This is a genomic window from Nocardioides sp. NPDC101246, assembly GCF_044767415.1.
Lineage (GTDB): Bacteria > Actinomycetota > Actinomycetes > Propionibacteriales > Nocardioidaceae > Nocardioides.
In genome coordinates this window covers 238,511-262,523 of record NZ_JBIWNX010000001.1, presented here as the reverse complement: position 1 = coordinate 262,523, position 24,013 = coordinate 238,511, and the positions used below count along the sequence as shown (strand labels likewise).

Below are 24,013 nucleotides of genomic sequence, written 5' to 3'. Positions count from 1 at the left end.
AATAGATCCTTCGTTGGCAGTAGTACAGCGCCGCGAGCGGTGTCGGTACCTCCCGATAGGTTGCGGTCTGTGGTCGTACATCTGCACCGCGCGCCGCGGACCGATCTGCTCGCCGACTCGCTCGGCGAGCAGTTGTCGGTGCCTTTGGGGGACCCGTTCGCGACGGAGGTCGTGGTGGTGCCGGCGCGGGGGGTGGAGCGGTGGTTGTCGCAGCGGCTCTCGCATCGGCTGGGTGCCGCTGACGGGCGTGAGGACGGGATCTGTGCGGGGGTTGATTTCAGATCTCCGTGGTCGCTGTTCGCCGAGGTCGAGGGGACGGGGGATGAGGATCCCTGGGCGCCGGAGTCGCTGACCTGGCCGGTGCTGGCGGCGATCGACGCATCGCTGGACGAGCCCTGGGCCCGGCCGCTCGCGCTGCATCTGGGGCACGGGGATGCGACGGAGGAAGGCGTACGTCGGCGGGGAAGGCGGCTGGCGCTGGCGAGGAGGCTGGCGCGGTTGTTCGCTGCGTACGCGGACCAGCGGCCGACCGTGGTCTCCGACTGGGCCGCAGGAAAGGACAGCGACGGGCTCGGAGCCGAGATCGCGGAGGACCTGGCGTGGCAGCCGCCGTTGTGGCGGGCCGTCGCCGGCCTGGTCGGTGGGCCGACGCCGGTGGAGCGGCAGGCGGCGACGGTCGCGCGCCTGAAGGAGGCGCCGGGGGAGTTCGAGCTGCCGGAACGGGTCTCGTTGTTCGGGCACACCCGGCTCTCGGCGACCGACATCGAGCTCGTCGCGGCGCTGGGGGAGCACCGGGAGGTGCACCTGTGGCTGCCGCACCCCTCCGAGGAACTGTGGACGGCGCTCGCCGGGCTGGACGGGACGGTGGCGCGTACGGCGGACCGGTCGCACGACGAGGTCGGGCATCCGTTGCTGGCGACGCTGGGGCGGGATACGCGGGAGCTGCAGCGGGGGCTCGCGGGGCTGGCCGCTGAAGACGACTGTGTTGGTCTCGACACGCTCGCTGGCGCTCGCGGCTCGACCAGCGGGGGCCGGCTGCTCGGGTGGCTGCAGGAGGACATCCGGGGCAACACGGTGGGCGAGAAGCCGAACAGGAGGCTCGAGCCCGAGGACCGCTCGATCCAGGTGCATGCCTGCCACGGCGAGGCGCGGCAGGTGGAGGTGCTGCGCGAGGTGCTGCTGGGGCTGCTCGAGGACGACCCTACGCTGGAGCCGCGAGACGTCCTGGTGATGTGCCCCGACATCGAGACCTTCGCGCCGCTCATCGAGGCCGGGTTCGGGCTGGGTGAGATGACCGGCGAGACCGGCCACCCCGCTCACCGCCTGCGGGTGAAGCTGGCGGACCGGTCGTTGACGCGTACGAACCCGCTCCTGGACGTGGCCACCAGGCTGCTCGACCTGGCCGGCGGTCGGGCGGGGGTGAGCGACGTACTCGATCTTGCTCATCTCGATCCGGTGCGGCGCCGGTTCGGGCTCAACGACGATGCCCTGGAGCAGCTCGAGGACTGGGCCAAGGACGCCGGGATCAGGTGGGGCTTCGACGCGGAGCACCGCGAGCCCTTCGGGCTGGAGACGTACGTCGCCAACACCTGGCGCTTCGGGATGGACCGGATCCTCACCGGGGTGGCGATGTCCGAGGACTCGGCGACCTGGCTGGATACGACGCTGCCGTTGGACGACGTGGGGAGTGGAAGCGTCGAGCTGGCGGGGAAGTTCGCCGAGCTCGTCGATCGGCTGGAGCAGGTGACCGACGAGCTGGCCGGGGTGCATCCGCTGAAGCACTGGCTCGAGGTGATCGAGGACGGTGTCGCCGCTCTGACGTCGGTCTCGACCAACGACGAGTGGCAGTCGGGCCAGGTGACCAGGGAGCTGTCCCGGGTGCGTGAGGCCGCAGCGGGGCATGAGGTCGACGAGCTGCGACTCCCGGACGTGCGCGCGCTCCTGGGTGCGCGGTTGGCCGGGCGGGCGACGCGTGCCAACTTCCGCACCGGCACGCTGACGGTGTCCACGCTGGTGCCGATGCGCTCGGTGCCCCATCGCGTGGTCTGCCTGCTCGGCATTGACGACGGGGTGTTCCCCAGGGTCGGGATCACCGACGGCGACGACCTGCTGGCCCGCGACCCGCAGACCGGCGAGCGCGACCTGCGCAGCGAGGACCGGCAGCTGTTCCTCGACGCGCTGCTGGCGGCGACCGAGACGCTGGTGGTCACCTACACGGGTGCCAACGAGTACTCGGGCCAGCCGCGGCCACCCGCGGTGCCGCTCGGCGAGCTGCTGGACGCGTTGGACGCGACCGCTGTCACCGCAGATGGGACGCCGGTCTCGAGGGAGATCACGACGAGGCATCCGCTGCAGCCGTTCGACCCGCGCAACCTGACGCCCGGGGCGCTGGTGGCCGGACACTCCTTCTCCTTCGACAGGGCCGCCGAGGCCGGCGCGCTCGCCGCGGTGTCCGACCGCGTCGAGCCGCCGGAGTTCCTGCCCGCGCCGCTGGCGCCGGCCGCCGCCGGAGACCTGACGCTCGAGGAGCTGCTGGCCTTCTACCGCGCGCCGGTGCGTGCGTTCTTCCGCGACCGGCTGGACCTGGCGCTGCCGCGCGACGACGACCCGCTCTCCGACGGTCTGCCGGTCGAGCTCGACGGCCTGGGGCAGTGGTCGGTGGGCGACCGGATGCTCCACGACCTGCTCGCCGGGATGTCGGAGGAGCAGGCGACCCAGCAGGAGTGGCGACGCGGCGTACTGCCTCCGAAGTGGCTCGGCTGGCGCATCCTCACCGACGTGATCACCAAGGCGAAGCCGATCGCGGCCGAGGCGCTGCGGGTGCGGCAGGCCGGCATCTCCACCGGACAGGCGCGGGCAGTCGATGTCGAGGTCGATCTCGGCGACGGTCGGCGCCTGACCGGCACCGTCCCACAGGTGTACGGCGACCGGCTCGCTCCGGTGACGTACTCCCGCCTGGGCGCCAAGCAGCGGATCGAGTCGTGGGTGCAGCTGGCCGCGCTGGCCGCCTCCGACGAGGACCGCGCCTGGAGCGCCTGGACGCTGGGTCGGCCGGGCAACTCCCGGTCGCGTACGCCGTTCGGGCTCTCCCAGCTCGGGCCGCTCGACCACACCGCGGTCGACGTGCTGCGTGATCTGGTGCGGTTGCGCGACCGGGGGCTCGCCGCGCCGCTGCCGCTGCCGCTGAAGACCTCGCTCACCTACGCGCGCCAGCGGCGGACCCAGGCCGGCATCGACGACGCGCTCTACAAGGCCGGCTGGGAGTGGAACGACGGGCGGTTCGAGGGCGAGGAGTCCGATGTGGAGCAGGTGCGGGCTTGGGGCAAGGGATCCGGGATCCCGGGTCTGGGCGACCCGCCGGAGTCCGGCGAGGAGTTCGACGGGGAGACGTCCCGCTTCGGCGCGCTCGCGATGCGGGTCTGGTCGCCGTTGCTCAAGGCCGAGCAGGGGAGCTGGTGATGACCCCCTTCGACCTGACCGGCCCGCTGCCGACCGGAACGACGCTGATCGAGGCTTCGGCCGGCACCGGGAAGACCTTCACCATCGGTGCCCTGGTGACGCGTTACGTCGTCGAGGGTGAGGCGACTCTCGACGAGATCCTGGCGATCACCTTCGGCCGCGCCGCCTCCCAGGAGCTGCGCGACCGCGTGCGCTCCCACCTGGTCGAGGCCGAGCGGGCCTTCGCGGCCGCCGTCGCCGGACAGCGTCCGACCCCGCTCGACGACCACCTCGAGCTGCTGCTGGACGTGTCCGACGAGGAGATCCGGCTGCGGCACGAGCGCGTGCGCGACGCGCTCGCCTCCTTCGACGGGGCGACGATCGCGACGACCCACCAGTTCTGCCAGCTCGTGCTGCGGTCGCTGGGCGTGGCCGGTGACACCGACGCCGGCGCCGAGCTGGTCGAGTCGCTCGACGAGCTGGTCGTGGAGGTCGTCGACGACCTCTACCTGAAGTGGTTCGGCGAGGCCCGGGAGCGACCGCCGTTCGACCGCGACGACGCGCTGGGGCTGGCGCGCACCGCCGTCGAGGACCCGCAGTCGGTGCTCGCCCCAGCGCCTGCCGAGGATCCGGTGGCGGGTGCACGGGTGCGGTTCGCCGAGGCGGTCCGGGACGAGGTCGACCGGCGCAAGCAGATGCGCGGCGTGCTCTCCTACGACGACCTGCTCTCTCGGCTCGCGGTGGCGCTGGAAGACCCCACGGCGCCGGCCCGCGCTCGGATGCGGCAGCGGTGGAAGATCGTCCTGGTCGACGAGTTCCAGGACACCGACCCCGTGCAGTGGCAGGTGCTGTCGCGCGCCTTCGAGGGCCACGCCACCCTGGTGCTCATCGGAGACCCGAAGCAGGCGATCTACGCCTTCCGCGGCGGTGACGTCTTCACCTACCTGACGGCGGCCCGGACGGCCGAGACACAGGCGACGCTCGACACCAACTGGCGCAGCGACGAGCCGCTGGTCGAGCGGCTCCAGGTGGTCCTACGAGGCGCAGCTCTGGGCTCGCCCGAGATCGTCGTCCACGACGTGAAGGCTCACCACGCGGGGTCCAGGCTGGTCGGGGCCCCGCATCCGTCGCCGTTCCGGATCCGCCGGGTCGGCCGCAGCGGCTTCAAGCTCACCCGCGGCAAGATGATCACCGCCGGCGACGCGCGCACCCACATCGCCCGCGACCTCGCCGGCGACATCGCCGCGCTGCTCGGCTCGGGCGCCACGTGGTGCGATCGTCCGGTCCAGGCGGGGGACGTCGCGGTCATCGTCGCGATCCGCTCCCACGGGCTGCTGGTCCAGCGGGTGCTGCAGGAGCACGGCATCCCGGCGGTGATGGCCGGCGGCGGTGACGTCTTCCTGACGCCCGCCGGCGAGGACTGGCTCGCGCTGCTGCAGGCCCTCGACTCGCCCCACCGGACGCCGCTGGTGCGGGCGGCGGGGCTGAGCGTGTTCTTCGGCTACACCGCGACCGAGCTCGACGCGGGCGGCGAGGCGCTGACCTCGCGCATCGCCGACACGCTGCGCGGCTGGGCGCTGCTGCTGCGCGGCCGCGGTGTCGCCGCCCTGATCGAGGCGGCGGAGGAGCGCGGGCTCACCGCGCGGGTGCTGCGGCGCACCGACGGGGACCGGCTGCTCACCGACGTACGTCATCTGGGGCAGCTGCTCCACGACATCTCGGTGCGCGACTCGCTCGGGCTGCCGGCGCTGCTGGCCTGGTTCCGCGACGAGCGGCGGCGCTCTGCCGCGGCCGAGCGGCCGCGGCGGCTCGACTCGGACGCCGCGGCGGTGCAGATCGTGACGGTGCACGGGTCGAAGGGGCTGCAGTACCCGATCGTCTATCTGCCCTTCGCCTACGACTTCTTCGTGCGCGACCCCGAGGTCGCCCGCTTCCACGACGCCTCGGGGCAGCGGACGATCGATGTCACCCGGACCGGTGCACAGTGGGCACAACATCAGGCGCGCCACCAGGCCGAGGAGCTCGGGGAGGAGCTTCGAGATCTGTACGTCGCGCTGACCCGGGCGCAGTCCCAGGTCGTCGCGTGGTGGGCGCCGACCGCCAACACCGCCACCGGCGGACTGCACCGGCTGCTGTTCGGGCGCGGTCCCGGCCAAGCCGCGGTTCCCGACAACGTCGCCGTGCCGAGCGACGAGGACGCGGCGAGTCTGCTGAGCAACGTAGCGCGCCACGGCGGTCCGGTCGCCGAGGAAGCGGTGCCGGTGACAGCCACGCAACCGGTGCGAGAAGCGCCGCCCGGCAGGCTCGCGGCGAGACGGTTCACCCGCGAGGTGGACGCGGAGTGGCGGCGTACGTCCTACTCGGGGCTCATCCGGGTCGACGAGGGCGTTGCGGCGACCTCGGAGCCGGAGGTCGAGGGCAAGGACGACGAGCCCATCGCCGAGGACGCCGATCTCGTCGAGACCCCCGCGCAGGAGGAGCATCTCTCGCCGATGGCCGAGCTACCGAAGGGCGCCGGCTTCGGGTCGTTGGTCCACGCGGTCCTGGAACACACCGACCCGCAGGCTCCTGACCTGGGTGAAGAGCTGCTGACGAGAACCCGCGAGCAGCTCCGCTGGTGGCCGGTGCCGGCCTCCGCCGAGGACCTCGCGACCGCGATCCTGCCGCTCAACCTGACCTCGCTCGGCCCGCTGGCCGACGGCCTGACGTTGGCCGAGATCCCGCTGCGGGACCGGCTGCGCGAGCTCGACTTCGAGATCCCGCTCGCCGGTGGCGACAGCCCCGGCGCACCGGACGTGCGTCTGCGCGACCTCGCCCCGTTGCTGCGGGCGCATCTTGCGGCGGACGACCCGATGGTGACGTACGCGGACCGGCTGGAGGCTCCGCCGCTGGGGGAGCAGTCGCTGCGGGGCTATCTGACCGGCTCGGTGGACGTGGTGCTGCGGCTGCCGAGCGGCCGGTTCGTCGTCGTCGACTACAAGACCAACTTCCTGGGCGTCGAGGCGATGGACTACACCCAGCCGAAGCTCGCCGAGGCCATGCTGCACTCCCACTACCCGCTGCAGGCGCTGCTCTACTCGGCGGTCGTGCACCGCTTCCTGCGCTGGCGGCTGCCGGGCTATGACCCGGAGACTCATCTCGGTGGCGTGCTCTACCTCTACGTGCGCGGGATGCTCGGCCCGCACACCCCCGTCGTCGACGGCATCCCGACCGGCGTCTTCACCTGGCAGCCGCCCGCCTCCCTGGCGGTAGCGCTGTCCGACCTGCTGGACGGAGGGACCGCATGATCGAGCGCTGGGAGTCCGAGGACCCCTTCGACGCACGCCTGGCCCGGTCCGCGACCGGCCTGCTCGCGTCGTTCAACCGCGAGGGCGTACTGACCGCGGCCGACGTACATGTCGCGACCCGCGCCGCAGCGCTCGCCGGAGAAGATCGCGACGAGGTGCGGCTGGCGGTGGCGCTGGCGGTCCGTGCGGTCCGGCACGGGTCGGTCTGCGTCGACCTGGCCGCGCTGCGGGAGACCGAGGAGACGCTGCCCTGGCCGGCCGCAGCCGGCTGGCTGGAGGCGGTGGCCGACAGCCCGTTGGCCGCACAGTCCCTGGTGCAGGTCGCGGACGGCCTGCTCTATCTCGACCGTTATAACCGCGAGGAGGGCCAGGTACGCGACGACCTGCTCGCCCGACTGGCCTCGCCGCGCCCCGTGGGCGATGAGGCCCTGCTGGAGGCGACCGCGGCCCGGCTCTTCCCGGGCGAGGGCTACGCCGAGCAGCGGGCCGCCGCGCTCGCCGCCGCCCGGCAGTCGACGACGGTGCTCACCGGCGGACCCGGCACCGGCAAGACGACGACCGTGGCCGGGCTGCTGGCGCTGCTCACCGAGCAGTCCTCGGCGCCGCTGCGGGTCGCGCTGACCGCGCCGACCGGTAAGGCGGCCGCGAGGCTGCAGGAGGCGGTGGAGGGTGCCCAAAGGGCCCCGCAGTTCACCGCCGCCGACCGATCCCGGCTCGACGGCCTGACCGCGTCGACCCTGCACCGGCTGCTCGGGTGGCGCCCCGGCTCCTCGACCCGGTTCAAGCACCACCGCACCAACCGGCTGCCGCACGACGTGATCGTCGTCGACGAGACGAGCATGGTCTCGCTGACGATGATGGCCCGGCTCCTCGAGGCGGTACGCCCGGAGGCGCGGCTGATCCTCGTGGGTGACCCCGACCAGCTCGCGAGCGTCGAGGCCGGGGCGGTGCTCTCCGACCTCGTCGCGGGCCTGGCGGTCCGCGAGCCCGACGCCGTCGCGGCCCTCCGCACCACCCACCGCTTCGGTGGTGCGATCGGTGCGCTCGCCGAGGCGCTGCGAGTCGGCGACGCCGACGCCGCGCTCGAGGTGCTGAAGTCGGACGACGACGCTGTCGAGCTGATCGACCCCGCAGACGAGCCCGCGATGGCGAGCGTCGAGCGTGGCCTGGTCACCCACGCCGCCGCCCTCCACGAGGCTGCGCTCGCGGGAGATGCGGAGCGCTGCGTACGGATGCTCGACGAGTCGCGCCTCCTCTGCGCCCACCGCGATGGCCCCTGGGGCGTCGCCCACTGGAACCGGCAGATCGAGCGCGGCCTCGCCGAGACCACCGGCGAGCCGCTCGGCATCGGCTGGGGCCACGAGTGGTATCCGGGCCGACCGGTCCTCGTCACCGCCAACGACTACGGCCTCGGTCTCTTCAACGGCGACACCGGCGTCACCTATCAGGATGCCGCCGGCGACCTCCGGGTCGCGATCGCGGGTGGTGCGACGTACGCGCCCTCACGCCTCGGCGACATCGAGACCCTGCACGCGATGACGGTCCACAAGTCCCAGGGCAGCCAGGCCAGGTCCGTCACGGTCCTGCTCCCGCCCGACGACTCGCCGCTGCTCACCCGCGAGCTGTTCTACACCGCGGTCACCCGGGCCCAGGAGCGGGTACGCATCGTCGGCACCCCCGACGCCGTCGCCGCCGCGATCACCCATCGCGCCCAGCGCGCCTCCGGCCTCCGTCAGCGCCTCGGCCACTGAGCCGGGTCAGGACCGCGCGATCGAGGTGGCGAGGGAGGCGAGGTGGCCGAGGCGGGCCAGCTCGGAGTCGAGGAAGTCGGGGCCGCCGCGGCGGCCGATGATGACGATCTCGTTACCGTCGATGCGCGCACCGGCGAACATGTTCTCGTCCTCGCCGTCGACCTCGATCCGCTCGGGGCGGTCGAGCTCGATGAAGGGGACGTTCTCCGGCGAGCCGTCGGTGGCTCGGCTGATGCCCTTGACGCGGTGGACGCGGATCGCCCAGTCGGCACGGAAGGTCAGGGGAAGCACGTCCACGAGCCGGTCGAGCGCCTCGAGGGCGTTCTCGGTGAGGTCCTCAACGGCCTCGAGGTCGAGGAAGAGGTTGCCGCCGGCGGCGTAGCGGGAGATCCAGACGACGTGCACCCCGTCGAGCTCGTTGCACGCCGACACGATGGAGTCCGGCATCGTTCCCGGTTGGGTCTCGAGCAGCACATCGTCGACAGCTCTTCCGTCGACCTTGTTCTTCTCGACGATCTCGATCGCCTCGATATCGCCACCGGCTTCACCGATGGCGGAGGCGAGGCGACCGAGGGAACCCGGGATGTCGGGCAGCTCGACGCGTAGCAGGAACGGCATGGCCATAGACCCTAGCGTCGCCAACCGACAGTCGTAGCACTGTCCCGGTTACACACCCGTCAACTGGCGACCTACTCGCCGGCCGGCTCCAGCAGGAACAGCGGGAAGATCCGCGACGTGTTGGGCTGGTATTCGCCGTACGTCGGCCAGGTCTTCACGGCATAGTCCCACCACTCGTCACGCTCTGACCCGGAGAGCTCGCGCACGACGTACGCCTTCTTGGTGCCGCCGTCCTGCAGCGCGACATCCGGGTACGCCCGGAAGTTCGCGACCCAGGCGGGGTTCTTGTCGCTGCCGCCCAGCGAGGCGACCGCGAGGTAGCGGCCGTCGCGCTCGACGCGCATCAGCGGGGTCTTGCGGATCGCGCCGGTCTTCGCGCCGCGGTTGGTGATCAGGATGATCGGCTTGCCGTCGCGCTCGAGGACGTTGGCATCGGCGCCGTTGGAAGCCTCGAACGCGGCCACCTGCTCGCGCACCCATCCGGCCGTGCTCGGGACGTATTCACCTTGCAGTTCGGTCATGCCCACTACAACACCACGGGGCGGCGCCTATTCCGAGGAGCCCGGATCAGGCGAGGGCCTTGTCGATCTCGCGGTCGAGATGCGACTTCGGCCGCGCGCCGACCATCTGGAGCACGGGCTTCCCGTCGCGGAAGAGGAGCATCGTCGGCACCGCCATGACCCGATAATCGGCGGAGGTGGCCGGGTTCTCGTCCTGGTTCAGCTTCACCACCCGCAGGCTTCCGGCGCGCTCCGCGGCGATCTTGTCCAGGATCGGTGCGAGCTGCCGGCACGGCGGGCACCACTCGGCCCATATCTCCACCAGCACGGGCGTGTCGGACATGAGCACGTCCTCGACGAACTGCGCATCGGTGATGTCCTCGATCACGGCGGTCTGACTCATCGCTTGTCTCCTTCTGGGTGATAGGACTCGGCTTCGTGCAGCAGGCCGGCCAGCTCGCCGCGCAGGGCGGTCAGCTCGTTGACCCGCCGGTCGATCTCGGCGATCCGCTGCCGATAGGCATCGAGCGAGGCGGGGCACACGTCGGCACGGTCGTTGCCGGCGCGCAGGCAGTCGACGAACGGCAGCGTCTCCTCGGCAGTGAGGCCGAGCGAGAGCAGCGCGCGGATCTCGCGCACCACCTGCACGTCCACCTCGGCATAGTCCCGATATCCGTTGCCCGACCGCCGTGGCGTGAGCAGTCCGCGTGATTCGTAGTAGCGCACGGCTTTCACGGTCACGCCCGCCTGATCCGCGAGCTCCTTGATCTGCACGCCTACGACCGTAGACCTTGCCCTTGGGGGCAAGGTCAAGCCTGTTGGCGGTCGGCCGGATAGCCTCACCCCCATGAGCGCCATCGAGGGAGTCTCCGACACGTTCGACCCGAGCCGCTGGGACGAGGTGAAGGGCTTCGAGGATCTGACTGACCTGACCTATCACCGGGCCAAGGAGCACGGCACCGTACGCATCGCCTTCGACCGCCCCGACGTACTCAACGCCTTCCGCCCGCACACCGTCGACGAGCTCCTCCGCGTGCTGGAGCACGCCCGTACCTCCGCCGACGTCGGCTGCGTCCTGCTCACCGGCAACGGCCCCTCGGCCAAGAACGGCAAGCACTCCTTCTGCACCGGCGGCGACCAGCGCATCCGCGGCAAGGCCGGCTATCAGTACGAGGAGACCGAGGCGTACGCCGCCGGCCGCACCGGCGCGGAGGAGCCGACCCCGATCGACAAGGCCAAGCTCGCCCGGTTGCACATCCTGGAGTGCCAGCGCCTGATCCGCTTCATGCCGAAGGTCGTCATCTGCGTCGTCCCCGGCTGGACCGCCGGCGGCGGCCACTCCCTGCACGTGGTGTGCGACCTGACGCTCGCGAGCGCCGAGCACGGGCGTTTCAAGCAGACCGACGCCGACGTCGGGAGCTTCGACGGCGGCTACGGCTCCGCCTACCTCGCCCGCCAGGTCGGCCAGAAGTTCGCCCGCGAGATCTTCTTCCTCGCCGAGGAGTACTCGGCCGAGGACGGCGTACGCATGGGCACCGTCAACCGCGCCGTCCCGCACGCCGAGCTCGAGGATGTCGCACTCGAGTGGGGCCGCAAGATCAACGGCAAGTCACCCACCGCCCAGCGGATGCTGAAGTACGCCTTCAACCTCCTCGACGACGGCCTCGTCGGCCAGCAGATGTTCGCCGGTGAGACCACCCGTCTGGCCTACATGACCGACGAGGCCCAGGAGGGCCGCGACCAGTTCCTGGAGAAGCGCGAGCCCGACTGGTCGCCCTACCCCTGGTACTACTGATCCGCGCTACTCACTGACCAGCCTCCGACCTCACACAGGCTGCGTGATGCCAACGGCGGGCGGGTGAGGTCACATGGACCGATGAGCTCGATCGAGACCCAGGCACCCAGGCCCCACCACCTCACCCTGGCGGAGCGGGCCTCGGTGGGCCGAGGGGCGCGAGCGAGGGTCCCGCGTTCGGTGCACGGCGAGTGGCGACCGGCGCCCGACCGGGCCGACCCGGTCGGCCTCCTCGAGGAGCAGGGGAGCAGTCGGGTGCAAGAGCTAGTGCCGCTCCGCTACGGCCGGATGCTGGTGAACCCGTTCACGTTCTTCCGCGGCTCCGCCTACCTGATGGCGGCAGATCTGGCGGGTGCGCCGCGTACGGACCTGACGGTCCAGCTGTGCGGCGACGCGCACCTGTCGAACTTCGGGTCGTTCGCAGCGCCGGACCGGCGCCTGGTCTTCGGCCTCAACGACTTCGACGAGACCTTGCCGGGCCCGTTCGAGTGGGACGTGAAGCGGATGGTGGCGAGCTTTGCGGTCGCGGGGCGTGATCGTGAGTTCGACGATGCCGCGCGCAGGACCGTCAACCTGGCTGCCGCATCGGCGTACCGAGAGACGATGCGGGAACTGGCGCGGATGCGCAAGCTCGATGTCTGGTACGCCCGCTTGGACATGGACGAGCTGGACGCTCTGATGAGCTCGCAGATCGAGACCAAACAGCTCAAGCGCTTCCGCAAGAACGTGGCCAAGGCCCAGGCGAAGAACAGCTTGAAGGCCTTCTCCAAGCTCGTCGAGATCGTGGACGGACGTCCGCGCCTGATCCACGATCCTCCGATGATCGCGAGGATCCAGGAGCTGATGCCCGACAACGAGTTCCATGAGGTCGAAGACACGCTCCATGCCATCCTGCACATCTACCGCGGGACCCTGCAGGGCGACCATCGGCACCTCCTCGAGGGGTTTCGCTTCACCGACGCCGCACGCAAGGTGGTCGGGGTCGGCAGCGTAGGCACCCGCGCCTGGATCGTGCTGCTGATCGGCAACGACGACCATGACCCGCTGTTCCTCCAGGCCAAGGAGGCCACGGCATCCGTCCTGGAACCCTTCCTCGGCAAGAGCGCGTACACCAGCCACGGTCAGCGGGTCGTCGAGGGGCAGCGACTGATGCAGTCCGCGAGCGACGTGATGCTCGGCTGGGTGAGAGCGAGCGGGTTCGACGGCGTCGAGCGAGACTTCTTCGTCCGACAGCTGTGGGACGGCAAGGGTTCGGCGATCGTGGAGGCGATGAATCCCACTGCCATGACCGGGTACGCCCGGATGTGCGGGTGGACGCTGGCACGGGCCCACGCACGCTCCGGCGACCCGGTCGCCATCGCGAGCTACCTCGGCTCCGGCGATCGGTTCGATCGGGCGGTCTCGACGTTCGCGGAGGCCTACGCCGACCAGAACGAGCGGGACTACGCAGCGCTCCGTCGTGCGGTCGATGACGGCCGGGTCGTGGCTCAGCGAGGCTGAACGTGCCCTCGACCCGTGTCGTCAGTCGCCCCGTACGCGTCGACCGACCATTCCCGGATCGGTCGCGACCACCTGGCCCACGAGCGCGGTCGTGAGGAAGCAGAAGGCGGCGACATAGAGCCAGGTCAGGTAGGTGAAGGCGACACCGATGGATCCATATCTGTCGGCGCTCGCCTCGAGCGCCCCGGGGAGCCATGCCTGGGTGGCGGGGCGCACAGTGATCATCAGGAGAGCGAACAGCAGCGCACCCGGCATCAGCATCCGGGCGCGAACGGCGCCGGCGAGCAGCGCCCAGGGGATGAACACTGCGACCGCGACGTCCCAGGCGAACGAGGCAACCCGTGGCCACAGCTCCCGAGGGGGGAGGGCGTCGAGGGGCCCACCCGCAGCTCGGACGAGGACCAGGGAGAGCGCGAAGACCAGGACGACGGCCAGCCACCGCCAGGCCGAGCTCAGCCTGGTCGGCGGGCGCGGCACTCCCCAGATCGCGGCGAAGGCCCGGGCCAGCGCGCGAGACAGGCTGGTCGCCGAGACGAGCACGAAGACGGCCCCGACGATGCCGAACGCTGCGCCGCTGCTGTCGACCGCGCCCTCGATCACCTGCCGGGACTGCTCCGGCATCTCGATCGCGTCGGCGAACCTGTCGCTGTTCGAACCCAGCGCGGCGAGCAGGATGAGCACCGGAAGTACGGATGTGAAGAACTGGGCCGCGATGGTCATCGACCGGTCGAACACCTCGATCCGGCCGAGCCCCGCAACCGCCCGCAGGAACAACCGTCCCAGCAGCGTGTCGAGCAGCCATCCCAGCCGCCGCTGCAACCCGGCCGGCAGACGTCTCAGGGCCGCGTCGGCGCGGGCCCGGACAGGATCGGCGGCCGGACCTGTCTGGCTCTCCGAGGACGGAGTCCCGTCGTTCGAGTCCATGCCGATCTCATTCTGGCGTTCCCTCAGGCTGAAGCTCGGCCGGGGCGGCCCGCTCCGGCCCGGGCTCTGTGTCCGGCTTCCCTGAGATCAGGGGCAGGGCCCACCTGCCGCGCGGGTCGGCCTCGACCAGGAGGGCCTTGGTGAGCAGCGTGCACGGGACGGCGAGCAGTGCCCCGACCGGTCCGATCACCCAGGTCCAGAACACCAGGGAGAGGAACGTCAACGTCGCCGAGAGACCGACCGAGTCGCCCACCACCCGAGGCTGGATGATGGATTGGATCACGAAGTTGATGACGCAGTAGACGACGATGACGGTCACCATCAGGCCCAGGCCGCCGTCGAGCAGGGCGATGAGGGCCGGTGGGATGACGCCGATGACGAAGCCGATGTTCGGGATGAAGTTGGTGACGAATGCGAGCACCGCCCACACGAAGGCTCCAGGGACGTCCAGCACGTACAGGGCGACCCCGTCGATGACGGCGACGATCAGCCCGAAGCCCGCCGAGACACCCATGTAGTTGCGGGTGCCGTGGGCGAAGTTGTCCAGTGCGGCGACCGGGTCGGGAAACCGGTCACCCAACGTCTTCAGGCTGCGGCGGGTGGAGTCCGTGTCGAAGGCCACGAACAGCAGCACCGTGATCAGGAAGAACAGATCGGTGACCACGCCGAAGGTGCCGGCGAGCACCGACATGGCCACGTCGATGACCTGGCCCGGGTCGAACGCGTTCACCACCGCGTTGATCTGCTCCTGCTTGACCCCCGCGTCCCGCAAGGTGTTCCCCACGTTCGCGACCCCGTCGGCGATCTGGTCGGCGTACGTGGGCACCAGAGCGGCCAGCTGGGCGACCGACACCATCAGGGCCACTGCGAAGACCGAGAGCAGCAGGACTGCCGAGGCCAGCATCAGCGTCGAGATCGCCCATCCGGGAAGTCGTCCCCGTTCGAGCCACACGCGGATCGGGTGCAACGTGATCGTGATGACCACAGCCATGAGGACCGGCCCGACGATGTCCGCGACGGATCTCACGCCGGCCAGCGCGAGCGTCAGCGCGGCGGCACCCAGCAACAAGGTCCAGGCGAACGACCGGGGCCGAAGCTCGCTAGGTGCGGTGGTGGAGGCGTGCTTCATGAGGATCTCCTGTCCCGGCCGGGTGCTCCTGCTCGAGCGCGTCTGTGTCATATCCGAGAGCCATCGCCAGCCTGGGAGCGGCCGCGACCACACGTGCCGTACCGATGACGGGAAGGACGCCGATCAGCACGTCGACGACCTCAGCAGCGCTCGCGCCGGCGTCGACGGCCGCATCGGCGGCGAAACCGTAGGAGGGGACCTCGCCCCCGACCGCAACCAGTGCGGCCAGCCGGACCAGGGCCAGGGTTCGGGCATCCAACGTGGGTTCGCGCCACGCTTCGTCGGCCGCGTAGGTGGGGTCTTCGGACCACTCCGTCTGGTTGATGGCCAAGCGGTGGAGTCGATCGGCGTAGTGCACTCCGGACCGTCCTTCCGGCTCGCTCTGGGTTCGACCGCGACCCTTCGATATCGCGGTACGCCTCATTCACCCCCACCACGGTTCGGTCCGCATCATGTAGATCTGGTGAAGCGCGCACGCCGGGCACACCGAGACTCCGGTCGACGATTCACGTCTTCTGTGTGACGAAAGTGGGCTCGTCCCCGCGAAGGATGGGCAACCCATCGAAGGAGCCACCATGAAGCTCATCCCCGTCGCTGTCCTGACCCTGGCGTTGGCCACGCCGCTGACCGGGTGCGGCGACGACCAAACTGCCGTGTGCGGCTCCGTCGACGACCTCCAGACGTCGGTCGACGAGGTGCGGGACATCGACGTGTCGTCCTCGGGCGCGTTGGCCGACCTGGAGAGCGGACTCGAGGCCATCGGGTCGGACCTGTCCGACGTCAAGACCGACGCGAAGGCCGAGTTCTCCAGCCAGATCGAAGACGTCCAGGCCAGCTACGACGCGCTCGTGGCGAGCCTCGACGCGGCCAAGGAGAGTGCTTCCGCCACCACTCTGAGTGCCGCCGCGACTGCGCTCTCCACGTTCGGCAGCGACGTACGGACTCTCATCACCGACGTCCAGGAGACCTGCTGAACAGCCGTCCTGGACCGGCCGCGGCGTCGGTCTTCACGCATCTTGGGTGAGGACGCGCGGCCGGGCGGGAACCAGACTTCCGACCATGGCCCCATGGATCGCCGCTTCTCTCTATCTGATCGACCTCGCGTTGAAGATCGTCGCGTTGGGCGTGGTGCCCAAGAACCGGCGGCCGTCCAGCGGCATGGCCTGGCTGCTCCTGATCCTGGTCGTGCCGCTCTTCGGGTGGGTGATCTTCCTCGTCCTGGGGCGGACCAAGCTCGGGCGCCGTCGCAACGAGCAGCAGGCCGAGGTCAACGCGTTGGTGGCGGAGCGAGCGGCGCACGTGCCCACGCTCGAGAGGGACTTCCCCGGACCCATGTACGTACGTTCGGTGGCGACGCTGAGCCGCAACCTGGGCGCCCAGCCGGTGACGCCCGGCAACAGGATCGACCTCTTCCCGATCTATTCCGAGTCCATCGCGGCGATGACCGCTGAGGTCGACAAGGCCTCCGCCTGGGTGCACGTCGAGTTCTACATCACCGCGTGGGACAACGTGACCGGCCCCTTCTACGAGGCGCTGGCACGGGCCGTCGACCGCGGGGTGAAGGTCCGTCTGCTCTTCGACCACCTCGGATCCAAGGGCATCCCGGGCTACAAGGAGTTCATCGCCCGGCTGGACGCGTCCGGCATCGAATGGCACCCGATGCTGCCGATCGCGCCTTTCAAGCGCCGCCCGGACCTGCGCAACCACCGCAAGATCCTGGTGATCGACGGGATGGTGGCGTTCACCGGCTCGCAGAACCTGATCGAGCCCGGCTACAACAAGCCCGCGAACCACAAGCTGGGCCGTGAGTGGACGGAGCTGGTGGCCCGCGTCGAGGGACCGGCGGTCAGCGCTCTCAACCTGCTCTTCTGCACCGACTGGTACAGCGAGACGGAGGTCAAGCTGACCGACGAGCTCGGCACGGTACCGACCCCGGCCGGCGACATCGAGGGGCAGGTGATCCCGAGCGGGCCGGGCTTCTCGACGGAGAACAACCTGCGTGCGTTCACGCTCCTGCTGTACTCGGCACAACGCCGGCTGTCGATCACCAGCCCCTACTTCGTGCCGGACGAGTCGCTGCTGTACGCCATCACCACGGCCGCGCAGCGGGGCGTCGAGGTCGAGCTGTTCGTGAGCGAGGCCGGAGACCAGTTCATGGTCTACCACGCCCAGTGCTCCTACTACGAGGCGCTGCTGCGTGCGGGGGTGCGGATCTACCTGTATCCGGCGCCCGCGATCCTGCACTCGAAGTTCTTCAGCGTCGACGACGACGTCGCGGTTCTGGGATCGAGCAACATGGACATGCGTTCGTTCGTGCTGAACTACGAGGTCTCGTTGATGCTTCTCGGACCCGAGGTCGTCGCCGAGATGCGCAAGGTCGAGGACAACTATCGGTCGATCTCCAAGGAGCTGCTCCTCGAGGACTGGCTGACCCGGTCGCGCGGCGCGGCGTACCTGGACAACGTGATGAGGCTGACCGCGGCGCTGCAGTAGCCCGCGTCGAGCCTCAGGTCACCACTTCAGTTCGATCTCGACCTCGCGCTCGTCGTCCCCGATCTCGACCTCCAGCTTGAAGTCGACCTCGTCAGGCACGCGCACCTTGAAGCGCAGTCCTTCTCTTTCGAACTCGACCTCGTTGTTGCTGGCGAGCGCGTCGGCCAGGGCGCGCAGGCGAGCCGCGGCGTCCTCGCGACGCAGCCTCGCCCGTTCAGTGACTTCCATCAGGTCCATGCCGAACTCCTTGTCAGACGGTGCGGATCTCCCGCGCCATCGTATGTCGAGCTCGTCACCAGAGGTGGTTCACACCGAGCGGACCATGGGAGCAGCGCGTACGTGTCGACCGTCCTGCACCGCGTCCAGCAGCGCTTCGGCCAGATCGCCGGTCGTCACGTGGCTTCGTGGTCCCATCCTCAGGGTTCCGACCTCGGTCCGACCGGTCCTGTCCCCGGCGCGGACGATCGGGGTCCGCACCATCGTCCAGTCGAGGTCGGCGCACGCCTGCAGCATGAGTCCCAGGCGCCGCTGGCTCCGGACGTGGCCGGGGCTGCGCAGACGTACGACCGTGTCGATGAAGATCGCGCCGGCGTTGCGTGGGTCTCCGGGGAAGGGGATGTTGAAGCCCTCCATGAAGACGATCCGCGTGATCCCCTCCTCGCGCATGGCAGCGAGCACGTTGCGGGCGCCGAGGTCGATCGAGTCGTTGTCACCCCACCCGCCGAGGGTCGACACGACGGCATCGCAGCCGGCGACCGTCCGGGCGACCGCCTCCGGGTCGAGTACGTCGCCGAGCACGACGTCGACACCCGCAGGAGCGACTCGGTTCGAGGACCTCATCAGTGCCCGGACGTCGTGCCCGCGCTCGGCAGCCAGGGCGAGCGTCGGGACACCGACGAACCCGCTGCCCCCGAACATCGCGAGCTTCATGACGGCACCGCCGGGGCGAAGGTCGCGAGGAGCTCCTCGAGAGCCCGCTGGTCGGGCATGGCGAACGACGGTGCCCGGGGCGCCTGGCTGATGGTGTCGAACATGGTGTCCGTGTGCGCCAGCACCGGAGGCAGGTGGGTGCTGAAGATGGCGGACGGTTCGGGCGATCGAAGCGGCTCGATCGTCCGGCGATAGCGAGCCTCGTCGACGTCGGCCACCCACGGACTGTCCATCGTCGCCCAGAGCAGCTGCCCCTCGCGTACGTCCCCGACGTCGCGTACGTCAGCGCACGTGGCCAGCTCGGCGGTCGGCACCGGTGAGCCGAAGCAGTCGGAGGTGAAGATCGCGCCGGTGCTCTCGTCGACGAACCCGGTCGTGACCGGGCTGTCGAACAGGGGAGGGCGGAAGGCTCGGATGGTCCGGTCGCCCACCTCGAGCGCCTGGCCCGGGTTGAGCAGGTACACGCGGTCGAGCGGGACCTCCCACTCGCAGCCGAGGATCCCGACTCCGCCGAAGGTCGTGATCAGGCGCGCGTTCGGAACCGCGTCGAGCAGAGCCCGGACCCCTCCGGTGTGGTCGCGGTCGGGGTGAGTGATCCAGACCCACCGCACGTCGGCGGGGTCGATGACCGCGGCGAGGTCGTCCAGAAAGTGCTTGTCGGGAGTGCTGAGCCCGGTGTCGACCACGACCGGCTCCTGCGCATGCAGCACGAACGCGTTCACGGGCAGGTATCCCAGCCCTGGAACCAGCGCACAGTCGGCGAGCTGGCTCACGTCGTGCGAGAGCTTGTGAATGTCCATGCTGTCGACGCTAGGCACCGATGTGGCGACGGGATATACCAGCAATCTGGCATTCAGGTGGCCCCTCGCGGGGAGTAGTTTCGATCAGGTGGATCAGCGCACCCGTCAGCGGTCGCAGGACAAGATCGAGCGCCTGAGCAGACAGGGGCTCGATCTGGTCACGCTGTGGCGGGAGTGTCGCGAGCCGATCGCCGACGCGATCCCGCACTACTGGGCGCCGTGCTTCTACACGCTCGATCCCGCGTCGCTGCTGATCACCAGCCACTTCGACGAGCTGCTGCCGGTGCTCCCGGCCGACTTCCTCGACAACGAGTACCGCGCCGACGGGGTGCACAAGCTCAGCGACGTCGCCAAGTCGGACCAAGGTGTCTCGACGCTCTACGAGATCACCGACGGCGACCCGTCGGCGACGTCGCGGTGGAAGGCGAACATGGAGCTCGGCGGCGACCAGGAGCTCATCGCCTCGTTGCGGACCCGAGCCGGCGTCGTCTGGGGTTCGCTGGCCCTCTACCGCGAACCTGACCGGCCGATGTTCGGCGCCGCCGACAAGGCGTTCCTCAAGGCGATCGCGCCCAGCCTGGCCGAGGCGGCGCGCAACGCGCTCCTGCTGGGTGAGGCCTCCGACCCCGACTCCTCCGGGGCGCCTGGCCTGGTCGTGCTGAACTCGGCGCTCGGCATCGACTCGGCCACGGAAGGCGTCGAGCGATGGCTCGCGGATCTCCCTCGTCCCGCGCCGGGGGCCGTGCCGGTCGCGGTGGCCGCGGTCGCGGCGCGAGCGTTGCGCTCGGTCGACTCGCCGGGAGAGTCCGGTGAGGTGGCGACCTCGCGCGTCCTCAGCGAGTCGGGCACCTGGATCGTGCTGCACGGCGCGGTTCTCGCGACGCGACCGGACCCACAGGTGGCGGTCATCGTCGAGCCCGCTCATCCCGCGCGGATCGCGACACTGCTGATGTCTGCGTACGGGATGACGGAGCGCGAGAAGGAGCTCACCCAGCTCGTGCTGAAGGGACTGTCGACGGTCGAGATCGCCCAGGCATTGGTCATCTCTCCGCACACGGTCCAGCAGCACCTCAAGCACGTGTTCGAGAAGACAGGCGTACGCAGCCGCCGCGACCTGGTCGCCAAGGTGTTCTTCAGCCACTACGAAGGGCGGTTGCGCGACAACGAGCAGCGCGCCGCGACCCGGCTCCCCCTGCGGGGCGGTCCGATGCCGGAATCAGCTGTCGACCCGGTTCAAGACTCTGCCGTCACATCGAGAGGCCGCCGTCGACGGGCAACACCGTCCCGGTGACGTACCCGGCCTCGACCGAAGCCAGGAAGCCGACCGCGCCGGTCATCTCCCGTGGCTCGGCGAAGCGCCCGATCGGGATACCGGCCGCGATCTCCGCCTTCTTGTCGTCCGGAATCGACTCGATCATCCGGGTCGCGGCGTTCGGTGAGATGGCGTTCACCGTGACGCCGAAGCGCGCCAGCTCCTTGGCCGTGGTCTTGGTGAACCCGATGATGCCGGCCTTCGCGGCGGCGTAGTTGGCCTGCCCCGTGTTGCCGTGCAGTCCGGTGTACGACGTCACGTTCACGACGCGACCGTAGCCGCGCGAGCGGAAGTGCGGCGTCGCCGCGCGGGTGAACCGGAAGGTTCCGCCGAGGTGGGTGTTCAGGACGGCATCCCAGTCCTCGTCGGTCATCTTCCAGACCACGCTGTCGCGCAGGATGCCGGCGTTGTTCACGACGACGTCGAGGCGCCCGGTCTCGCGTACGACCTGGTCGACGACCTCCGTCACCTGCTCGGTGCTGCCGACGTCGGCAGCGAGGCCCGTGGCTCCGATCTCGGCCGCGCGTGCCTTCACCTCCTCGGCGTCGCGGTCGACCAGGTACGTCCTCGCTCCGGCGGTCAGGAAGAACCGGCCCAGCTCGAGGCCGATGCCGCGGGCGGCTCCGGTGACGATGACGCTCTGGCCGGTGAAGTCGAACGTGAGGGTGGGCGAGTTCATGAGTGTCTGCTTTCGGTGGCGAAGGTGAGGGGTGACGTGGATCCACAGGTGGTCATCGCGGTCAGCCGGCGCGTCGTACGAGGGCGGCCAGGGCTTGGCCGCCCCCGATGCACATCGTGACGACGCCGAGCCGGAGGTCGCGGCGTACCAGATCCTTGGCCACCCGGAGGGTGAGCATCGCGCCGGTGGCGCCGACGGGGTGTCCGAGCGCGATCGCGCCGCCGTAGGGATTGACCTTCTCAGGATCGAGCTTCGCGTCGCGGATGACGGCGACCGCCTGGGCTGCGAAGGCCTCGTTGACCTCGAACACGTCGATGTCGTCGGGCGTCAGGCCCGTGGTGGCGAAGAGCTTCCGCAGCGCCAGGACGGGGGCGTAGCCCATCAGCTCCGGTTCCAGGGCGGCGCTCGCCACGGCTTCGAGGGAAGCCAGCGCGGTCAGGCCGCGCTCGGCTGCGGCGGTCTCGGTGGCGAGGACCACCGCGGCGGCGCCGTCGTTGATGCCCGAGGAGTTCCCGGCCGTGACCGAGCCATCGACCTCGAAGGCCGGGCGTAGGCCGGCCAGCTGTTCCAGGGTGGTCTCCGGCCGCGGGTGCTCGTCCTGCTCGACGGTACGTGAGCGACGTCCGCCGGTAGTGACCGGAACGATCTCCTCGTCGAATGCCCGGAGGGCTGCTTCCGAGGCGGCAGCGTGCTGGGAGGCGAGGGCGAACTCATCCTGCTCGGCGCGCGAGATGCCGTAGGTGCGCGCGACGTTCTCCGCCGTGCGGCCCATCAAGATGTCGTGAAAGGGGTCGGTGAGCATCATGAGCGTGCCGTCGTGCAGCGTTCGGTCGGCGAGCTTGTAGCCGCTGCGGGCGCCGAAGTCGTAGAACGGCATCCGGCTCATGGACTCGTCGCCGCCGGCGAGGGCGATGTCGACCCCGCCCCACCGCATCTGCATCGCAGCCGACCAGATCGCCTGGAGCCCCGAACCGCAGAGCCGGTTGACGGTGTACGCCGGGGTGCTCACCGGCAGGCCAGCGGTCAGGGCCACGCGCCGGGCGTTGAATGCGTCGGGTCCGACCTGTCCGATGCAGCCCATGACGACCTCGCCGATGTCGTCCGGTCGGACTCCGGCGCGTTCGATCGCAGCGCGGGCGGCGGTGGCACCCAGTTCGTGGGCGGGGACCTCGCTCAGGGCGCCGCCGAAGCTTCCGATCGGCGTGCGGGCGCCGTCGAGGATGAGGATGCGCTGCTGATCCGTCACAGGGTGACTCCTGAAGGTGGGGTGGACGCGGTGACCGCGTGCTCGATGGGCGGAGGAAGGAGGAACAGGGGCGCGACCTCGCCGACGTGCTCGACGACGCGGCCGTCGCGGACCAGAAGCGCCCGTCCGTGGAGGGCATCGGCGACCCAGAGCGACCCGTCTGCGCCGAGGACGCATCCGGCAGGTGCCGCGACGAGTTGGCCGAGCAGCGCGTCGAGGCCGTGGACGGTTGGACGGGGGCCGAACCTCGCCCAGATGCGTCGATTGCCAAGGACGCCGTCACCCCCGATGTCGAAGGCGGTGACCCGGTTGCCGGCGCTCTCGCAGATGAGCAGCACAGCGTCGTCGGTGACGATGCTCCCGTGAGGTAGGAGCAGGTCGTCGGCGGCGACGGTCACGGTGCCGTCGGGGTCGACCCGCAGGACGCGACCGGGGGAGAAGGGTCCGTCGGAGCGGAGATCGCCGCCGGACTCGCACACCCAGGCGCGACCCACGTGATCGACCACCATGCCCAGCGCGACGCCGTTGACATGGCGGGCGAGCTCGGCGTGCACGCGGATGGAACCGTCGTGCTCGAGCCGCAGGATGCGGGCGTCGCGCCGGGACACGACGAGCAGGCGGCCGTCCGGGAGCCAACCCAGGCCCGAGGGCTGCTCCGGCACCTCGAGCTCCGCGCGCAGGCCGTTGCCGTCGCGGTCGGTCGAGTAGACCGCGTCGGTGGCGGCGTCGCACAACCAGATCCGGCCGCCTCGTGGTCGCGGGCTGTCGGCGACCTCGAGCGCATCGACGAGGGTCCGGACGTCGCCGCTCATGGTGGGGGACACGCTCGTCGTGGTCACTGGCTCACTCCTCCGCTAGGTTACTAAGCGCATAGTCAGTCACGGGTGAACTAGTGTGTCAAGCCGTATCGGCGATTTCTGCCGTATCGGTCAGCGACAGAAAGGGCAAGCGAGGGTGGCCAAACCGCGACAGGCTCGTCTCACCGTGATCGAGGTCGGCCAGCAGCCCGACCTCGACGACGAGTCACCTCAGTTGTGGCGTGAGGACCTCCCCGAGGTCGCCCGCAACATGCTCACGTCCGCGGTGCGCTGCTTCGCGACGAACGGCTTCCACGGCACGACCACGCGCGATATTCCGGGAATGCTGGGACTGAGCCCTGCGGCGCTGTACGTCTACTTCCCGTCGAAGGCGAGCGTCCTGTTCGAGATCATCCGCACCGGACACGAGCGGGTGCTGGAGCACATCACGACGCCCGACCTGGACCAGCTCGACGCCGCCACTCGTCTGCGGACCCTGGTCGCTCGCTACACCGAGTGGCATGCGCGCCACCATGTGGCAGCCCGCGTCTCGCAGTACGACTTCACGGGTCTGAACGTGGAGGACTACGACGTCATCGTCGAGCTGCGGCAGCAGACCAGCATGATCTTTCGCAGCGCCGTGCAGGCCGGCGTCGACGACGGGTCCTTCGAGAACGTCGACGTGCAGCGAGTGGCCCGCGCGATCCTCTCCCTCGGGATCGACCTGGTCCGCTGGTACCGACTGGACGGCTCGGACTCGCCCGAACAGGTGGCAGCGTTCAACGCCGATCTCGCGCTGAAGATGGTGACCTGA

Annotated in this window: 22 protein-coding genes; 9 read left to right on the top strand and 13 right to left on the bottom strand. The window is 70.0% G+C overall.

Annotated elements, in window-relative coordinates; translation table 11 throughout:
• The first annotated feature begins 69 nt into the window (after positions 1-69).
• The 3 genes from recC to recD are packed head-to-tail and all read left to right on the top strand — an operon-like array spanning position 70 to position 8,476.
• The gene (gene recC, locus ACIRON_RS01235; protein ID WP_402987887.1) at positions 70-3,459 is read left to right on the top strand and encodes an exodeoxyribonuclease V subunit gamma; all 3,390 of its coding nucleotides are present in this window, start codon (positions 70-72) and stop codon (positions 3,457-3,459) included.
• Entirely contained in the window at positions 3,459-6,725 is a 3,267-nt protein-coding gene (locus ACIRON_RS01230) for a UvrD-helicase domain-containing protein (RefSeq protein WP_402987884.1), read from the top strand. The genes recC and ACIRON_RS01230 overlap by 1 nt, the downstream gene beginning before the upstream one ends.
• Entirely contained in the window at positions 6,722-8,476 is a 1,755-nt protein-coding gene (gene recD / locus ACIRON_RS01225) for an exodeoxyribonuclease V subunit alpha (protein WP_402987882.1), read from the top strand. Before ACIRON_RS01230 ends, recD begins: the two co-directional genes overlap by 4 nt.
• Positions 8,477-8,482: 6 nt before the next feature.
• Here recD and ACIRON_RS01220 read toward each other — a convergent pair whose 3' ends face one another.
• The 4 genes from ACIRON_RS01220 to ACIRON_RS01205 form a co-directional block, all read right to left on the bottom strand.
• Positions 8,483-9,085 (bottom strand): amino acid-binding protein, encoded by a 603-nt coding sequence (locus tag ACIRON_RS01220; RefSeq protein WP_371113337.1) that lies wholly within the window; start codon positions 9,083-9,085, stop codon positions 8,483-8,485.
• Between the two features lie 80 nt (positions 9,086-9,165).
• On the bottom strand, positions 9,166-9,615 hold the full coding sequence (locus ACIRON_RS01215) for a nitroreductase family deazaflavin-dependent oxidoreductase (RefSeq protein ID WP_402987879.1): 450 nt from the start codon (positions 9,613-9,615) through the stop codon (positions 9,166-9,168).
• A gap of 46 nt (positions 9,616-9,661) precedes the next feature.
• Entirely contained in the window at positions 9,662-9,997 is a 336-nt protein-coding gene (gene trxA, locus ACIRON_RS01210) for a thioredoxin (RefSeq protein WP_402987876.1), read from the bottom strand.
• The gene (locus ACIRON_RS01205) at positions 9,994-10,368 is read right to left on the bottom strand and encodes a MerR family transcriptional regulator (protein ID WP_402987873.1); all 375 of its coding nucleotides are present in this window, start codon (positions 10,366-10,368) and stop codon (positions 9,994-9,996) included. The genes trxA and ACIRON_RS01205 overlap by 4 nt, the downstream gene beginning before the upstream one ends.
• A 73-nt stretch (positions 10,369-10,441) precedes the next feature.
• Here ACIRON_RS01205 and ACIRON_RS01200 point away from each other — a divergent pair, with 73 nt between their 5' ends.
• Positions 10,442-11,389: a 1,4-dihydroxy-2-naphthoyl-CoA synthase gene (locus tag ACIRON_RS01200; protein WP_091045109.1), complete on the top strand. Its 948-nt coding sequence runs from the start codon at positions 10,442-10,444 to the stop codon at positions 11,387-11,389.
• A gap of 81 nt (positions 11,390-11,470) precedes the next feature.
• Complete coding sequence (locus ACIRON_RS01195; protein ID WP_402987870.1) at positions 11,471-12,889, top strand: DUF2252 domain-containing protein; 1,419 nt, start codon at positions 11,471-11,473, stop codon at positions 12,887-12,889.
• Between the two features lie 21 nt (positions 12,890-12,910).
• On the opposite strand, the gene ACIRON_RS01190 is transcribed toward ACIRON_RS01195, so the two are convergent.
• Genes ACIRON_RS01190 through ACIRON_RS01180 form a run of 3 tightly spaced genes read right to left on the bottom strand, consistent with a single transcriptional unit; the run spans position 12,911 to position 15,273 of the window.
• On the bottom strand, positions 12,911-13,813 hold the full coding sequence (locus ACIRON_RS01190) for a YhjD/YihY/BrkB family envelope integrity protein (protein WP_402987867.1): 903 nt from the start codon (positions 13,811-13,813) through the stop codon (positions 12,911-12,913).
• Between the two features lie 7 nt (positions 13,814-13,820).
• Positions 13,821-14,942, bottom strand: a complete 1,122-nt coding sequence (locus tag ACIRON_RS01185) for an AI-2E family transporter (protein ID WP_402987864.1) — start codon at positions 14,940-14,942, stop codon at positions 13,821-13,823.
• Positions 14,914-15,273: a carboxymuconolactone decarboxylase family protein gene (locus tag ACIRON_RS01180; protein ID WP_402987862.1), complete on the bottom strand. Its 360-nt coding sequence runs from the start codon at positions 15,271-15,273 to the stop codon at positions 14,914-14,916. The genes ACIRON_RS01185 and ACIRON_RS01180 overlap by 29 nt, the downstream gene beginning before the upstream one ends.
• A 244-nt stretch (positions 15,274-15,517) precedes the next feature.
• Between ACIRON_RS01180 and ACIRON_RS01175 the strand changes: the two genes are divergently transcribed.
• Positions 15,518-15,916 carry a hypothetical protein gene (locus tag ACIRON_RS01175; protein ID WP_402987859.1) on the top strand — a complete coding sequence of 133 codons (399 nt, stop codon included), beginning with the start codon at positions 15,518-15,520 and terminating at the stop codon, positions 15,914-15,916.
• A gap of 85 nt (positions 15,917-16,001) precedes the next feature.
• Positions 16,002-17,435 (top strand): cardiolipin synthase, encoded by a 1,434-nt coding sequence (gene cls, locus ACIRON_RS01170; RefSeq protein ID WP_402987857.1) that lies wholly within the window; start codon positions 16,002-16,004, stop codon positions 17,433-17,435.
• 18 nt (positions 17,436-17,453) lie between these two features.
• On the opposite strand, the gene ACIRON_RS01165 is transcribed toward cls, so the two are convergent.
• From ACIRON_RS01165 to ACIRON_RS01155, 3 genes are all read right to left on the bottom strand, one after another.
• Positions 17,454-17,672, bottom strand: a complete 219-nt coding sequence (locus ACIRON_RS01165) for an amphi-Trp domain-containing protein (RefSeq protein WP_091045126.1) — start codon at positions 17,670-17,672, stop codon at positions 17,454-17,456.
• Between the two features lie 69 nt (positions 17,673-17,741).
• The gene (locus tag ACIRON_RS01160) at positions 17,742-18,365 is read right to left on the bottom strand and encodes an NAD(P)-dependent oxidoreductase (RefSeq protein ID WP_402987854.1); all 624 of its coding nucleotides are present in this window, start codon (positions 18,363-18,365) and stop codon (positions 17,742-17,744) included.
• A complete protein-coding gene (locus ACIRON_RS01155; RefSeq protein ID WP_402987851.1) occupies positions 18,362-19,165 on the bottom strand; it encodes an MBL fold metallo-hydrolase in 804 nt (267 codons plus the stop codon). The genes ACIRON_RS01160 and ACIRON_RS01155 overlap by 4 nt, the downstream gene beginning before the upstream one ends.
• An 88-nt stretch (positions 19,166-19,253) precedes the next feature.
• Between ACIRON_RS01155 and ACIRON_RS01150 the strand changes: the two genes are divergently transcribed.
• A complete protein-coding gene (locus ACIRON_RS01150; RefSeq protein WP_402987848.1) occupies positions 19,254-20,456 on the top strand; it encodes a LuxR C-terminal-related transcriptional regulator in 1,203 nt (400 codons plus the stop codon).
• Here ACIRON_RS01150 and ACIRON_RS01145 read toward each other — a convergent pair.
• From ACIRON_RS01145 to ACIRON_RS01135, 3 genes are all read right to left on the bottom strand, one after another.
• Positions 20,413-21,156 (bottom strand): SDR family oxidoreductase, encoded by a 744-nt coding sequence (locus ACIRON_RS01145; protein ID WP_402987845.1) that lies wholly within the window; start codon positions 21,154-21,156, stop codon positions 20,413-20,415. The two genes, ACIRON_RS01150 and ACIRON_RS01145, sit on opposite strands and share 44 nt — an antisense overlap.
• A 61-nt stretch (positions 21,157-21,217) precedes the next feature.
• Entirely contained in the window at positions 21,218-22,402 is a 1,185-nt protein-coding gene (locus ACIRON_RS01140; protein ID WP_402987842.1) for a thiolase family protein, read from the bottom strand.
• Positions 22,399-23,241, bottom strand: coding sequence for an SMP-30/gluconolactonase/LRE family protein (locus tag ACIRON_RS01135; RefSeq protein WP_402987839.1), 843 nt, complete (start codon positions 23,239-23,241; stop codon positions 22,399-22,401). The genes ACIRON_RS01140 and ACIRON_RS01135 overlap by 4 nt, the downstream gene beginning before the upstream one ends.
• A gap of 115 nt (positions 23,242-23,356) precedes the next feature.
• On the opposite strand from ACIRON_RS01135, the gene ACIRON_RS01130 reads away from it, so the two are divergent.
• Positions 23,357-24,013, top strand: coding sequence for a TetR/AcrR family transcriptional regulator (locus tag ACIRON_RS01130; RefSeq protein ID WP_402987836.1), 657 nt, complete (start codon positions 23,357-23,359; stop codon positions 24,011-24,013).

Bases quoted from the DNA above. Each gene is read 5' to 3' on its own strand.
- ACIRON_RS01230 (WP_402987884.1), top strand. From the start codon at position 3,459: ATGACCCCCTTCGACCTGACCGGCCCGCTGCCGACCGGAACGACGCTG.
- recD (WP_402987882.1), top strand. From the start codon at position 6,722: ATGATCGAGCGCTGGGAGTCCGAGGACCCCTTCGACGCACGCCTGGCC.
- ACIRON_RS01215 (WP_402987879.1), bottom strand. From the start codon at position 9,615: ATGACCGAACTGCAAGGTGAATACGTCCCGAGCACGGCCGGATGGGTG.
- trxA (WP_402987876.1), bottom strand. From the start codon at position 9,997: ATGAGTCAGACCGCCGTGATCGAGGACATCACCGATGCGCAGTTCGTC.
- ACIRON_RS01200 (WP_091045109.1), top strand. From the start codon at position 10,442: ATGAGCGCCATCGAGGGAGTCTCCGACACGTTCGACCCGAGCCGCTGG.
- ACIRON_RS01195 (WP_402987870.1), top strand. From the start codon at position 11,471: ATGAGCTCGATCGAGACCCAGGCACCCAGGCCCCACCACCTCACCCTG.
- ACIRON_RS01190 (WP_402987867.1), bottom strand. From the start codon at position 13,813: ATGGACTCGAACGACGGGACTCCGTCCTCGGAGAGCCAGACAGGTCCG.
- ACIRON_RS01185 (WP_402987864.1), bottom strand. From the start codon at position 14,942: ATGAAGCACGCCTCCACCACCGCACCTAGCGAGCTTCGGCCCCGGTCG.
- ACIRON_RS01175 (WP_402987859.1), top strand. From the start codon at position 15,518: ATGAAGCTCATCCCCGTCGCTGTCCTGACCCTGGCGTTGGCCACGCCG.
- cls (WP_402987857.1), top strand. From the start codon at position 16,002: ATGGCCCCATGGATCGCCGCTTCTCTCTATCTGATCGACCTCGCGTTG.
- ACIRON_RS01165 (WP_091045126.1), bottom strand. From the start codon at position 17,672: ATGGACCTGATGGAAGTCACTGAACGGGCGAGGCTGCGTCGCGAGGAC.
- ACIRON_RS01160 (WP_402987854.1), bottom strand. From the start codon at position 18,365: ATGAAGCTCGCGATGTTCGGGGGCAGCGGGTTCGTCGGTGTCCCGACG.
- ACIRON_RS01155 (WP_402987851.1), bottom strand. From the start codon at position 19,165: ATGGACATTCACAAGCTCTCGCACGACGTGAGCCAGCTCGCCGACTGT.
- ACIRON_RS01145 (WP_402987845.1), bottom strand. From the start codon at position 21,156: ATGAACTCGCCCACCCTCACGTTCGACTTCACCGGCCAGAGCGTCATC.